This is a genomic window from Nonomuraea candida (assembly GCF_000725485.1).
GTDB classification, from domain to species: Bacteria; Actinomycetota; Actinomycetes; order Streptosporangiales; family Streptosporangiaceae; genus Nonomuraea; species Nonomuraea candida.
This window is the reverse complement of the sequence record NZ_JOAG01000017.1, coordinates 53,105-65,762: the sequence shown is the minus strand read 5'-3', so window position 1 is coordinate 65,762 and position 12,658 is coordinate 53,105. Positions and strand designations below refer to the sequence as shown.

Here is a 12,658-nt window from a genome sequence, read left to right as displayed (position 1 = left end):
GGGCGGGAGTGATGGTTTCCTATACCCATGCCTGATCTCGTAGTCGACGGCGGCGACAAGCTGTGCGTGCAGTTGCTCATCGAGCTGCGGGCCCACGTGCGCGCGGCCGGGCCCGGCGCCGTGATCCACCTGATCGCCTCCGACCCCGCCGCCCCGGTGGACCTGCCGGCGTGGTGCCACATGACCGGCCACACCTACCTGGGGCCGGTGGAGGGGGCGGAGCGGGCCACGTACGCGCTGCGGGTGGCCGAGTCGGCCGTCGAGACGCAGGAGTCGAAGCCCTGGCACGCGGCTTAAGCGGTTAACGCCTGGCCCGGATGGGCACCATGCCAGAGGAGGCCGGTGACCTACAGTAGGAGGGGTTATCCGGTTCAGAGAGGGAGTCCGTGAAGCGACCGACGATCGCCGACATCGCCACCAGGGCGGGAGTGTCCAAGGTGGCGGTCTCCTATGCGCTCAACGGGCAGCCGGGGGTGTCGGAGGCGACGCGGGCCAAGATCATCGCCATCGCCGACGAGATCGGCTGGCGGCCCAACAGCGCGGCGCGCGCCCTCAACGGCGCCCGCGCCAACTGCGTGGGCCTGGCCCTGTGCCGGCCGGCCCGCATCCTGGGCGTCGAGCCCTTCTTCATGGAGCTGATCAGCGGCATCGAGGGCGTGCTCGCCGACCGCTCCTACGCGCTGCTGCTCCAGGTCGTCTCCAGCCACGAGCAGGAGAGCGAGGTCTACCGGCACTGGTGGGGCGAGAGCCGGATCGACGGCGTCTTCCTCGTCGACCTGCACTACGACGACTCCCGGGTGACCGAGCTGGAGCGGCTGGGCATGCCGGTCGTCGTCATCGGCCACCCCTCCGAGTCGGGGTCGTTGTCGGCCATCTGGTCCGACGACGGCGAGGCCGTGCGCGAGACCGTCGGCTACCTGGTGGCGCTGGGCCACCGCCGCATCGCGCGGGTGGCCGGGCTGCCCGAGCTGGTCCACACGGCCGTGCGTGACCAGGCGTTCGTCCAGGCGTGCGACGGGGTGGCCGAGCACGTGATCGTGCACACCGACTACACCGGCGAGGAGGGCGCCAGGGCCACCAGGCGGCTGCTCAGCTCGCCCGACCGGCCCACGGCGATCGTCTACGACAACGACATCATGGCCGTGGCCGGGTTCTCGGTGGCCCAGGAGATGCGGGTGGAGGTGCCGCGCGACCTGTCCATCGTGGCGTGGGACGACTCGCCGCTGGCCCAGGTCGTCCGCCCGCCGCTGACCGCGCTGACCCGCGACATCCCCGCGTACGGCGCCAACGCGGCGCAGCGGCTGCTGGCGCTGATCGCGGGCGAGAGCGTGCCGCCCTACGAGGACCGGGCGGCCGTCCTGACCCCGCGCGGCAGCACCGGCCCCGCCCACCCCAGACCGTAGGAGCGGCCGGTGCGGGCGTCGCCCGCCTCTCCCCCACGGGGCAGGGCGGTCGGTGCAGGCGTCGCCCACCTCTCCCCCACCGGGCGGGCGCGCGGTCCTGGCCCGTCCGGCACGTGTCACGGGCTGGGACCACGGCTGGCAGACCGTCAGCCCCGGCCCCTGACACGTGCCGTCCCCCGCCTCGCGGCATTTCTCCAGGGAAGCCGCCTTCGCGTCCCCGCGCTGGGGCGGCTTCATCTGTACCGAGGGCAGAAGGGGTGGCTTGAATACCCGCGTACCGGATCGAGATATGAAATACGGCGAATCGTGATCTGGACCGTTGACGGCGGCCACTCCGGCAACGGCAGCCCCAGGAGCCACCCGGCGGGCGGCGACGGCGTGGGCTGACGCACTTCGTCCTGACAGGTGCGTAACGTGGGGCCTGACGGGTAGGCGGGCGATATGACTGAGGGCTTTGACACCGACATGTTGTGGGACGAGTTCCACCGGCTGGTGAACATGAACTCCGAGGAGCTGCGGGCCTACCTGCTCGCCGAGGCCTCCTCGGAAGAGGGCTTCCCGCCCGACCCCGACCTGGGCATCGACGAGCTGGGGCGGGGCGTGCTGCACGTCCTGAGCAAGCGGAAGGGCGACCTCACCAAGGCCGACGTCGAGGTGATGCGGCAGGTCGTGGAGCTCGTCGAGACCATGGGCGACCGGACCGACGACGAGTCGCGGCGCGAGCTGATGTCCGTGGGCCACGACCCACTGCGAGGGTAGGCCCCGATGGTCCAGCCACAACCGTGGATCGAGGGATACGTCCGCGCCTGGAACTCCAACGATCCCGACGACATCGCCGCCCTGTTCACGGAGAACGCGGTCTACTACACCGAGCCGTACAGCCCGCCGTGGCAGGGCCGGGACGAGATCGTCGCGCAGTGGCTGGGCCGGCAGGACAAGCCTGGTGAGGCCACCTTCGAATGGCATCCGGTGTGTGTGACGGAGGACGTCAGCGTCATCCAAGGAGTCACCACATACCACGACAAAACCTACAGCAACCTCTGGGTGATACGGTTCGAGCCCGACGGGCGATGCCGGGAATTCACCGAATGGTGGATGCGGCACGATGCCAAGTGATGCAATGGGCCGAACCGTCTTCACCCGAGGAGATCCGTTGAGAGACAACCTCGACCTCGCCGCGAGCGCCCAGCAACTGGCCGACGCCGCCCCGACGGGATCGATCGACCGTGCCGCCGCCTCGTCCGTGGCCATCACGCTGGCCACCACCCGCGACATCGCCGACGCCAGACAGACGCTCGACGGGGTCACGCCGGAAGAGGTCAGGCAGGCGGCACTGGACCTGTTCGACCGGCTCTCGGCCCAGTAGGGCCTCCTCGGCTCGTCCGCGCCCGTCCGCGGGGTCCGCGCACGGACGAGACCTCCGGCACCCTGCGCACCGCGCACCCCTACGCCGAGGCCGGCCGCTGGGAGCCGGGCCTCAGGAGGCGGGGGCGCGCAGGTGGCCCACCAGTTTGGCGATCTCGCGGGCGTAGTGCTCGGCGAACTCCGGTGAGTCCGGGTCGCGGTCCATCACGGCCCGGATGAGCTGCGGGAAGGAGATGCCGGCCGCCGCGACCGCGAACAGCGCCACCAGCGTCGCGGCGGGGTCGAGGTCGGCCGGCAGCTCGCCGTCCGCCTGCCGCCGGCGCAGGTGCTCCACGTCGCGCCGCACGTCTGCCACGAACGCCGGGTCGGGCGGCTCCGTCTCGGTCAGGCTCCGCCACAGCATCAGCCGGCCGTAGTCGCGGTGCGCGACATTGGCCCGCACATAGTCGGCGACCAGCTCCCCCAGGGGGACCGCCCGGTCGGCGAAGACGCTCTCCTCGGCCTGCCAGCGCGCGGTCAGGGCCTGGTAGAGGCCCTCTTTGCCGCCGAAGTAGTAAGAGATGAGCTGCTTGTTGACTCCGGCCCTGGCGGCGATCTCACTGACCCTGGCCCCCGCGAACCCCTTGGCCGCGAACTCCTCCAGCGCCGCCCCCAGGATGCGCGCCTTCGTGCGCTCGGAGTCGCGCTGCTTCTCTTCCGGCTCTCGTCTCACAGAGGGACCCTATCACCCAACCGGTTGGTTATATCTATCATCCATACGGTTGATTGACAGTTTCATCCGAATGGTTGATAGTGAACGGCATGACGAAGACGCGACAGATCGCCATCGTCGGCGGCGGCATCGGCGGGCTCTGCCTCGCCCAGGGGCTGCACAAGGCCGGCGTGCCCGTGACCGTCTACGAGCGGGACCGCACGCCCGCCGACCGGCTCCAGGGCTACCGCGTGCACATCGACCCGCACGGCGCCCGCGCCCTGCACGACTGCCTGCCCCCGTCGCTCTGGCAGGCGTTCCTCGACACGACGGGCAGCGGCGGCCAGGACTTCGGCTTCGTGACCGAGCGGCTGCGCACGCTGCTGGTCTTCACGGCGCCCACCGTGGCCGACCCGGCCGACGACCACCACTCGGCCAGCCGGATCACGCTCAGGCAGGTGCTGCTGTCGGGGCTGGACGACGTCGTACGGTTCGGCAAGACGTACGAGAGATACGAGAGGCTGCCCGACGGCAGGACCCGGCTCTTCTTCGCCGACGGCACGAGCGAGACCGCCGACATCGTGGTCGGCGCGGACGGCGGGAACTCGCGGGTGCGCAGGCAGTACCTGCCGCACGCCAGGCGGGTGGACACGGGGATCACGACGGTGGCGGGCAAGTTCCCGCTGACGCCGGAGAACCGGAAGCTGCTGGCGCGGCGGCTGCTCGACGGGCCGAACACCGTCATCCCGCCCAAGGGCATCGGCATGTTCACCGCCCCGCACGACCTGGACGGCTCCCCCGTCGCGGCGACGGCCGGTGGGACCAGGGCGGCCGGGGGTGTCGGCGGTGTCGGCGGGATCGGGGTGACCGAGCAGGAAGGGGCGTTGATGGACAACAGCAGCAGCTACCTGCTGTGGGCGGTCGGCGCCGCCGCCGGGCGGTTCCCGTCCGGCCTCTCGGAGATGCCGGGCGAGCAGCTCCAGGCCGCCGTCGCGCAGATGATCCGGTCCTGGCATCCCGACCTGCGCAGGATCGTCGACCTGTCCCACCCCGACACCGTCAGCCTGCTCCCGATCCGCACCTCCATCCCCGTCGACCCCTGGCAGGCCGACACCATCACCCTGCTCGGGGACGCGATCCACAGCATGACCCCGATGGCCGGCATCGGCGCGAACACCGCGCTGCGCGACGCCCGCCTCCTCTGCGCCGCGCTCACCTCCGGCGGCGACCCGGTCGCGGCCATCGCCCGCTACGAGGAGCAGATGCGCGAGTACGGCTTCGCCGCCGTACGCGGCTCGCTGCGCTCCGCCCGGCAGTTCGTCGGGAACAGCTGGGCCGCGCGCCTGGGGTTCAAGACGTTCCTGCGCGCGGCCGAGCGGGTTCCCGCACTGAAGGCCAGGATGTCCTCCTGAACGCGGCTGTTGCGCGGCGTGGGCGGGGCGCACAAGGTGGAGGCATGCCAGGCGTCGAGACTCTGGACGGCCTGATCGAGGCCGTGGCCGAATTCCGCACCGACGACTACGCGCTGCCCGTCGAGCGGGCGGCGCTCGACAGGGCCCGCCGCTCACTGGAGAAGTCGGGGCTGCTGCTGCTCGGAGAGGTGCACGGGGTCAGGGAGAATCCGCTGATCGTCCTCTGGCTCATGCGCACGCTCGGGCTGAGCAACCTCGCGCTCGAATGGCCGGAGAACCTCAAACCGCAGCTCGACCGCTATCTGGCCGACGGGTCGGGGCTCGACCATCCGCTGTGGTGGCTCGGCGACGGGCGCGTCACGGCGGGGCACTTCGCGATGCTCAAGGCGCTGGACAAGCCGACCGTGACGCTGTTCGACGGGGGGATGTTCACCGGCGACTGGTCGCAGCGGGACGCCGTGATGGCACAGCGGGTGCTGACCGCGCACATCGAGCCGGCCCTCGTCGTGGCGGGCAACGCCCACACGCTCACCTCGCCGACCGAGCTGGGGCTGCCGATGGGCGCCTGCCTGGCCAGCGCGCGGTCGGCGCTGGAGAGCGTGCGGATCGCGTACGGGGTCGGGAGCTTCTACAACATCACACCCCGGCAGAGCAGGGGACACGCCACGGCGGCGGGGCTGCGCGTCCTGGACGAGGAGCTGATCGTGGGGCTGCCGGAGTTCGGCGAGGCCACGGTGCCGCACCTGCCGGTGGAGCTGCTCCGCGAACGCCTCAACCTCTGACCGGCCGGGCGGGCGTGCCGGAGGGCGTGCCGGAGGACATGGCCGGGCCGCTGCGTCGCCGCAGGTCGGAGCCGTGGGCGGGGTCGATGGAGATCGCTCCGCGGGGCTACGTCCTTCCGGTTTGGCTGCGGATACGCCAAGGTTAGGACAACTTGCATTGCGAGGTAAGGAGACCTGTGGCCAGTCCTGCCAGTATCGACACTCGGGGGAGTGACTTCGCCCGACTAGCCCACCGCATCTCGGACGCCGGCCTGCTCGACCGGCGTCCCTTTTATTACGCCGTGCGGATGAGCATCGCCGCCGTCGTCTACTTCGGCTGCTGGGCCGCGTTCGTCTGGATCGGCGACTCCTGGCTGCAGGTGCTCATGGCGGCCGCGCTGGCCGTGGTCTTCACGCAGTTCGGCTTCCTGGCCCACGACCTGGGGCATCGGCAGGTCTTCAGGACGCGCCGGCCGAGTGACGTGGCCGGCCTGATCATCGGCAACCTGGGCGTCGGGCTCGGCTGGGGCTGGTGGAACACCAAGCACAACCGGCACCACGCCAACCCGAACCACGAGGACCACGACCCCGACGTCTCCCCCGCGGTGATCGTCTGGTCGGAGGAGCAGGTCGAGCGGAGCAGCGGGCTGCCGCGCTTCATCGCCAAGCACCAGGCGCTCTGGTTCTTCCCGCTGCTCACGCTGGAGGCCTGGCACCTGCACATCGCCAGCGTCAAAGCCCTGTTCCAGCCCGCGGCCAAGCGGCCCAAGCTGGAGCTGACCCTGCTCGCCACGCACTTCGTGCTCTACTTCGGCCTGGTCTTCACCGTGCTGCCGTTCGGCAAGGCGCTGGTGTTCCTGGTCGTGCACCAGGGGTTGTTCGGCCTCTACCTGGGCTGCACGTTCGCGCCCAACCACAAGGGCATGCCGGTGCTGACCAAGGAGGACAAGCTGGACTTCCTCCGCAAGCAGGTGCTGACCTCGCGCAACGTCCGGGGAAACCTGTTCACCGACGTCGCGCTCGGCCAGCTCAACTACCAGATCGAGCACCATCTGTTCCCGAACATGCCGGCCCCGAACCTGCGCAAGGCCCAGCCGATCGTCGAGGCGTACTGCCGGGAGATCGGCGTGGACTATCTGGAGACGGGGCTGGTGGAGTCGTACGGGCAGGCGTTGCGGCACCTGCACGAGGTCGGCGCCGCCCTGCGCTGATCCCGCGCCGGCCCTTCACCCACCCGACCGCCCCGGACCTGACACCCGGCCCCGCGAGGGCGCCCCTACTGGGCGCCCTCCTCCTCCAGGCGCTGGATCAGCCGGTCGCGGCGGCGTTCGAGCTCGGCGATCAGCTCGATCTGCTCGTCCGACTGGCTGATCATGGCGGAGATCTCCATCTGGTCCGTCGCGCCCATGTTCCGGACCTGGTCGCGCATGTCCTGGTTCTCGGCGCGCAGCCGGGCCAGGTCCTCTTCGACCTGCCGGAGTTCGTCCTTTGTGCTCATGGAACGGGCTCTACCCACCAGGGCCCGGCAAATTACCCGCAATGTCGGCAAACGTACAGAATGGGGGGCATGCGGAGACCGTCGACGAGCATGATCGTGTCACTCGGGACCGTGGCCGCCGTGCTCGCCGGTGTGCTCGTCGCCTACGTCCGCGCCCCGGGCGGGCTGAACGCGCTGGACTTCGTGCTGCCGCTGATCTCCTGCGGCGTGCTGCCGGCGCGGCGGCGCTACCCAGTCGCGGTGCTGATCGTCGTGGCGATGTCGGTGGCCGCGTACTACCCGTACGCGCGGCTCGACGGGCCGCTGATCGTGCTCGTCTTCGTCGCCCTCTACACCGCCGCCGACCTGGGCCATCTCACCGCGGCCATCGCCACGGGCGGGCTGTCGCTGCTGGCCATGGGGATCGGCGAGACCGGCGGGGTCAGGCACGTGGACGACAGCCAGTTCATCATGATCGCCGGGTGGGTGGTGGCGGCGATCGCGTTCGGCGGCGTCACCCGCAACCGCCGCGCCTACCTCGACGAGGCCCGCCGGCACGCGCAGGACGCGCTCCAGGCCAAGGAGGAGGAGGCGCGGCGGCGGGCCGGGGAGGAGCGGCTGCGGATCGCCAGGGAGCTGCACGACGTGCTCGGGCACAACATCTCCATGATCAACGTCCAGGCCGCGGCGGCGCTGCACGGGCTCAAGAAGCGGCCGGAGGACGCCGAGGCGGCGCTGCGCACGATCAAGGAGACCAGCAAGGAGACGCTGCGCGAGCTGCGCACCACGCTGGGCGTGCTGCGCCAGGTGGACGAGGACGCGCCGACCACGCCCGCCGACAGCCTGGCGCGGGTGGAGGCGCTGGTCGCGGCCTCGGGGCTGAAGGTGCGCACGGAGCTGTCGGGGCCGCTGGACACCGTGCCGACCGAGGTGGACCTGGCCGCCGCCCGGATCGTGCGGGAGTCGCTGACGAACGTCTCCCGCCATTCGGGTACGGACCAGGCCACCCTCACGATCACCAACACCTCAGGCAATATCGTTATCCGGGTGGAGGACGACGGGCCGGGGGCCGCGTACGACGGGGGCAGCGGCTTCGGCCTGCAGGGCATGCGCGAGCGCGCCGCCGCGCTCGGCGGCACCCTGGAGGCCGGCCCGCGCCCCGAGGGCGGCTTCCGCGTCACCGCCCGCCTCCCCCTCACCACACCGACGAACGGGGCCCGATGATCCGCGTGCTGCTCGCCGACGATCAGACCCTGGTACGGGCCGGATTCCGGTCCATACTCAGCGACGAGGACGACATCGAGGTGGTCGCCGAGGCCGCCAACGGCGCGCAGGCCGTGGCCGGGGCCCGCGAGCACCGGCCCGACGTGGTCCTCATGGACATCCGCATGCCGGAGCTGGACGGCCTGGAGGCCACCCGCCGCATCGCCGGCGACCCCGCGCTGAACGAGGTGAAGGTGATCATCCTGACCACGTTCGACCTCGACGACTACGTCTACGGCGCGCTGCGGGCCGGCGCGGGCGGGTTCCTGGTCAAGGACACCGAGCCGGCCGAGCTGATCCACGCGGTCCGGGTGGTGGCCAGGGGCGACGCGCTCATCGCGCCCTCGATCACGCGGCGGCTGATCGCGGAGTTCGCCGGCCGGGTCAAGCGGCCGGAGCCGGGGCCCGAGCTCAACGCGCTCACCGAGCGCGAGCGGGAGGTCATGACGCTGGTGGCCGGCGGGCTGTCCAACGACGAGATCGCGGCCCGGCTCGTGCTCAGCCCGGCCACGGCGAAGACGCACGTCAGCCGCATCATGACGAAGCTGGGCGTCCGCGACAGGGCGCAGCTCGTCGTCCTCGCCTACGAGGCCGGCATGATCACCCCGGGCTGGCTCACCCCCTGACGGCCGCCCGGCCCCGGGCCGGCTTACTCCCCCAGTCGTACGCCGTGCCCGGCCATGCCACCCGGGAGGTACGCCAGGTGCCCGCTCCGGCATGACGCGGCGGGCGCAGCCGTACCGGGAGGGTCTTCAGCATGCACATCGAGGACCTCGCCCGCCTGCAGTTCGCGCTCACCGCGGGCGCGCACTTCCTGTTCGTGGCGCTGACGCTCGGGCTGGCGACGCTGGTTGCCGTCGTCCAGACCCGGGCCACGATCAGCGGGAACCCCGTGCACCTGCGGATGACGCGGTTCTGGGGCCAGCTCTACATCATCAACTACGCCATGGGGATCGTCACCGGGCTCGTGATGGAGTTCCAGCTCGGGCTGTCGTGGAGCGGGCTGACGGAGTTCGCGGGCGACGTGTTCGGGGCGGCGCTGGCGCTGGAGACGCTGGTGGCGTTCTTCATCGAGTCCACCTTCCTGGGGTTGTGGATCTTCGGCTGGAACAAGCTGAACCGGTGGGCGCACCTGGCGCTCATCTGGGTGGTGACGCTGACCGCGTACGCGTCGGCGTTCTGGATCCTGATCGCCAACGGCTTCCTGCAGAACCCGGTGGGCCACGTGCTGGAGGGCGGGCGGCTGCGGCTGACGGACTTCGGGGCGATGGTGGCCAACCCGGCGGCGCAGGTGGCGTTCTGGCACGTGCTGTGCGGGGCGCTGGTGGTCGGCGGGTTCTTCATGGCCGGGGTGAGCGCGTACCACCTGCGCAGGCGCACCGCCGAGCAGGACTTCTTCCGCAAGTCGCTGCGCCTGGGGATGGGCGTGGCCCTGCCCGCCACGTTCCTGACCGCGACGTTCGGCGGGCTCGGGTTCGACACCATGCAGCCCGCCAAGGTCGCGGCGTGGGCCGGCTCCCCCGAGAGGCTGGCCGAGGCGCAGGCCGAGATGGTGGCCAGGTTCGGGCCCGGCGACTGGCTGCCGCCGGTGGCGTGGGTGCAGACCAGCGGCACGGTGATGATGGGCCTGTTCGCGCTGATGCTGGCGGTGAGCGGGGTGAGCTGCCTGCTCATGCTGTTCCGGCCGGTGGTGCGCGGGTTCCGGCTGTGGCACTGGCTGCTCATGCTGATGATCCCGGTCCCGTTCGTGGCCATGCTGGCCGGCTGGATCTTCCGCGAGATGGGACGCCAGCCCTGGGCGGTGTACGGGCTGCTGAAGACGTCCGACGCCATGTCACCGGTGACCGAAGGGCAGATGCTCTTCTCGGTGAGCGCGTTCGTCACGGTGTTCACGGTGCTGAGCGTGGTCAACTACTGGCTGCTGGCCAGGCAGGCGCGGCTCGGGCCCGGCGCGGTGGCGTTGGGCGACCGGCCGATCGACGCCCCCGTCCCCGTTCCCTCCTTCTAAGGACGCCCGTCATGGAGATCTTCATCCTGGCCTTCTTCGCGCTCGGCTACCTCGTGCTGGCCGGGGCCGACATCGGGGTGGGCATGACGCTGCCGTACCTGGGCAGGTCGGCCGGCGAGCGGCGCGAGGCGATCGCCGCCATCGCGCCGTTCTTCCTGGGCAACGAGGTGTGGCTGGTCGTGACGGCCGGCGTGCTGGCGGGGCTCTTCCCCGCGCTGGAGGGCGAGCTGCTGCACGGCAACCACACCGTGATCGTGACGCTGCTGCTGGCCTGGGTGGTGCGCGACATGGGGCTGTGGCTGCGCGGGCGGGTGCCGGGGGCGCGCTGGCAGGCGTGCTGGGACGGCGCGATCGTGGCGGGGAGCTGGGGGCTGGCGCTGAGCTGGGGACTGCTGCCGGCCCACGTGCTGCTCGGCATCGAAGGGCCGGCGGCGCTGCTGCCCGCGCTGGTGGTGGCCGCGCTGTTCGCCACCCACGGACTGGCCTTCGCGGCGCTGCGGCTGCGCGGCACGCTGCGGGAGCGGGCCTCGGTGCTGACCGGCGGGGCCGGGGAGGCGCGCACGTACGCGCTGACCTCGGTGGCGCTGGTGGCGGTGGGGGTGCTGGCCGGGTTCCGGCTGCCGCTGGAGCCCGGCACGTCGGGGCCGCTGCTGGTGCCGGTCGTGCTGGTGCTGATCCCGTTCCTGGTGGCGGCGCAGGCGTGGGTGTGGTGGACGTTCCGGCACCGGGTGAGCGGCCCGTCCTATCTCTAGCCCGTCCTGTCTCTGGGCCCGTCCTGTCTCTGGGCCCCGCCCGGCCTCCGGGCCCGCCTCCGCCCCCCGCCCGGACTCTCTAGGACTGCTCTCTGGTGATGAAGTCCCTGATCAGCGCCGTCACCTCGGCCGGGCGCTCGTGCAGGACCACGTGGCCGCTGTCCAGCTCGGCGTACTCGCTGCCGGGGATGGCGGCGTGCAGCGCGCGGGCGTGCTCGACCGGGATCAGGTAGTCCTGGGTGTTGCCGACGACCAGGGTGGGCGCGGTGATCCCGGGCAGCAGCTCCCGCAGGTCCACGCGCAGGTCCAGCTCGATCTGGCGCACGGTGCCGTGGGGCGGCTTGCCCTCGGTGAGCGCGCCGGCGCCGACCTCGCTGACGTAGCGGGGGCTGAAGGCCACGAGCGGCCCGTACGCGGTGAAGCTCTCGGGGTCGGTGGCGGCCAGCCGCGCCCACGTGCGCAGGCCCAGCTCCAGGCGCGAGTCCGCGAGGTGGGTCCAGCCGGCGATCAGCACCAGCCGCCTGACCAGCTCGGGCCGCGTGGCCGCGACCTGCGCCGCCACGGCCGCGCCCAGCGAGAACCCGACCAGGTCGGACGGGCCCTCGAACGTCGCGGCGACCTGCCCGGCCAGCAGGTCGAGCGTGAGGTCACCGCCGGGGTCGGTGGTCTCGCCGCTGCCCGCGTAGTCGGGGGTGATGACGGTGCGGACGTCGGCCAGGCCCGGGACGAGGTGGGCGTAGTTGGTGACGGCGTCGCCGCCGGTGCCGTGCACCATGACGAGGCCGGGGCCGCTGCCCGCCCGCCGGTAGTGGACCGTGCCGCCGTCGTACGTGACCGTGGGCATGCTGCTCGCGTCCTTTCTTTAGCGATCGTTACAGCAACCATAGCATAGCGATCGCTATAGAATGGCGTCATGGCAAGGCAACGGGCGTTCGACAGGGAGGCGGCGCTGGAGAGCGCGCTGCTGGCGTTCTGGCGGCACGGCTACGAGGCGACCTCGGTCGCCGAGCTGACCGCCGTGATGGGCATCAGGCCCCCCAGCCTGTACGCCGCCTTCGGGGACAAGCGGCGGCTGTTCGAGGAGGCCGTACGGCGTTACCAGGAGACCTACGGGGCCTTCACCACCCGCGCGCTGGCCGAGGAGCCCACTGGGCGGGGCGCGATCGAGCGCGTGCTGCGCGAGGCCGCCGCCGAGTACGCGAGCACGGAGCATCCGGCGGGCTGCCTGATCGTCTCGGCGGCGGTGAACTGCGGGCCGGAGTCGGCCGAGGTGGAGGAGCTGCTGCGGGGCTTCAGGGAGCAGGCCAAGGCCGCGATCAGGCGGCGGATCGACGACGACGTGGCGGCGGGGCGGCTGCCCGCCGGGACGGACACGGCCGGGCTGGCCGGGTTCTACGCCTCGGTGATCCAGGGCATGTCCACCCAGTCACGCGACGGCGCCTCCCACGCCGACCTGCTCGCCATCGCCACCCTCGCCATGTCCGCCTACCCGCCGCCACCGCCCACCGGGACCTGACCGGCCGCCG

At 71.5% G+C, this 12,658-nt stretch carries 16 protein-coding genes; 13 read left to right on the top strand and 3 right to left on the bottom strand.

Annotated features, from left to right (window positions below; genetic code table 11):
• Window positions 1-27 precede the first annotated feature (27 nt).
• From IO39_RS17865 to IO39_RS17845, 5 genes are all read left to right on the top strand, one after another.
• Complete coding sequence (locus tag IO39_RS17865) at window positions 28-297, top strand: sulfurtransferase TusA family protein (protein WP_043623974.1); 270 nt, start codon at window positions 28-30, stop codon at window positions 295-297.
• Window positions 298-386: 89 nt separating this feature from the next.
• Window positions 387-1,403: a LacI family DNA-binding transcriptional regulator gene (locus IO39_RS17860; protein ID WP_043623971.1), complete on the top strand. Its 1,017-nt coding sequence runs from the start codon at window positions 387-389 to the stop codon at window positions 1,401-1,403.
• 441 nt (window positions 1,404-1,844) lie between these two features.
• On the top strand, window positions 1,845-2,162 hold the full coding sequence (locus IO39_RS17855) for a DUF3140 domain-containing protein (RefSeq protein ID WP_043623968.1): 318 nt from the start codon (window positions 1,845-1,847) through the stop codon (window positions 2,160-2,162).
• A gap of 6 nt (window positions 2,163-2,168) precedes the next feature.
• Window positions 2,169-2,519 (top strand): YybH family protein, encoded by a 351-nt coding sequence (locus tag IO39_RS17850; protein ID WP_043623966.1) that lies wholly within the window; start codon window positions 2,169-2,171, stop codon window positions 2,517-2,519.
• A gap of 37 nt (window positions 2,520-2,556) precedes the next feature.
• Window positions 2,557-2,769, top strand: coding sequence for a hypothetical protein (locus IO39_RS17845; protein ID WP_043623964.1), 213 nt, complete (start codon window positions 2,557-2,559; stop codon window positions 2,767-2,769).
• A gap of 111 nt (window positions 2,770-2,880) precedes the next feature.
• On the opposite strand, the gene IO39_RS17840 is transcribed toward IO39_RS17845, so the two are convergent.
• Entirely contained in the window at window positions 2,881-3,480 is a 600-nt protein-coding gene (locus IO39_RS17840) for a TetR/AcrR family transcriptional regulator (RefSeq protein ID WP_043623961.1), read from the bottom strand.
• A gap of 89 nt (window positions 3,481-3,569) precedes the next feature.
• Between IO39_RS17840 and IO39_RS17835 the strand changes: the two genes are divergently transcribed.
• The 3 genes from IO39_RS17835 (at window position 3,570) to IO39_RS17825 (ending at window position 6,843) form a co-directional block, all read left to right on the top strand.
• Complete coding sequence (locus IO39_RS17835; RefSeq protein WP_043624137.1) at window positions 3,570-4,871, top strand: FAD-dependent oxidoreductase; 1,302 nt, start codon at window positions 3,570-3,572, stop codon at window positions 4,869-4,871.
• A 44-nt stretch (window positions 4,872-4,915) separates the two neighbouring features.
• The gene (locus IO39_RS17830) at window positions 4,916-5,653 is read left to right on the top strand and encodes a hypothetical protein (RefSeq protein WP_043623958.1); all 738 of its coding nucleotides are present in this window, start codon (window positions 4,916-4,918) and stop codon (window positions 5,651-5,653) included.
• Window positions 5,654-5,940: 287 nt separating this feature from the next.
• A complete protein-coding gene (locus IO39_RS17825; protein WP_043623955.1) occupies window positions 5,941-6,843 on the top strand; it encodes a fatty acid desaturase family protein in 903 nt (300 codons plus the stop codon).
• A 65-nt stretch (window positions 6,844-6,908) separates the two neighbouring features.
• Here IO39_RS17825 and IO39_RS17820 read toward each other — a convergent pair whose 3' ends face one another.
• Window positions 6,909-7,130: a hypothetical protein gene (locus IO39_RS17820; RefSeq protein ID WP_043623952.1), complete on the bottom strand. Its 222-nt coding sequence runs from the start codon at window positions 7,128-7,130 to the stop codon at window positions 6,909-6,911.
• Window positions 7,131-7,199: 69 nt separating this feature from the next.
• Between IO39_RS17820 and IO39_RS17815 the strand changes: the two genes are divergently transcribed.
• From IO39_RS17815 to IO39_RS17800, 4 genes are all read left to right on the top strand, one after another.
• Window positions 7,200-8,333, top strand: a complete 1,134-nt coding sequence (locus IO39_RS17815; protein WP_245642034.1) for a sensor histidine kinase — start codon at window positions 7,200-7,202, stop codon at window positions 8,331-8,333.
• Window positions 8,330-8,998, top strand: a complete 669-nt coding sequence (locus tag IO39_RS17810) for a response regulator (protein WP_043623947.1) — start codon at window positions 8,330-8,332, stop codon at window positions 8,996-8,998. Before IO39_RS17815 ends, IO39_RS17810 begins: the two co-directional genes overlap by 4 nt.
• A gap of 131 nt (window positions 8,999-9,129) precedes the next feature.
• A complete protein-coding gene (locus IO39_RS17805) occupies window positions 9,130-10,380 on the top strand; it encodes a cytochrome ubiquinol oxidase subunit I (protein WP_043623944.1) in 1,251 nt (416 codons plus the stop codon).
• 11 nt (window positions 10,381-10,391) lie between these two features.
• Window positions 10,392-11,132: a cytochrome d ubiquinol oxidase subunit II gene (locus IO39_RS17800; protein ID WP_043623941.1), complete on the top strand. Its 741-nt coding sequence runs from the start codon at window positions 10,392-10,394 to the stop codon at window positions 11,130-11,132.
• 79 nt (window positions 11,133-11,211) lie between these two features.
• On the opposite strand, the gene IO39_RS17795 is transcribed toward IO39_RS17800, so the two are convergent.
• On the bottom strand, window positions 11,212-11,976 hold the full coding sequence (locus tag IO39_RS17795; RefSeq protein WP_043623938.1) for an alpha/beta fold hydrolase: 765 nt from the start codon (window positions 11,974-11,976) through the stop codon (window positions 11,212-11,214).
• Window positions 11,977-12,045: 69 nt separating this feature from the next.
• Here IO39_RS17795 and IO39_RS17790 point away from each other — a divergent pair, with 69 nt between their 5' ends.
• On the top strand, window positions 12,046-12,648 hold the full coding sequence (locus IO39_RS17790; protein WP_043623935.1) for a TetR/AcrR family transcriptional regulator: 603 nt from the start codon (window positions 12,046-12,048) through the stop codon (window positions 12,646-12,648).
• The last annotated feature ends 10 nt before the right edge of the window (window positions 12,649-12,658 follow it).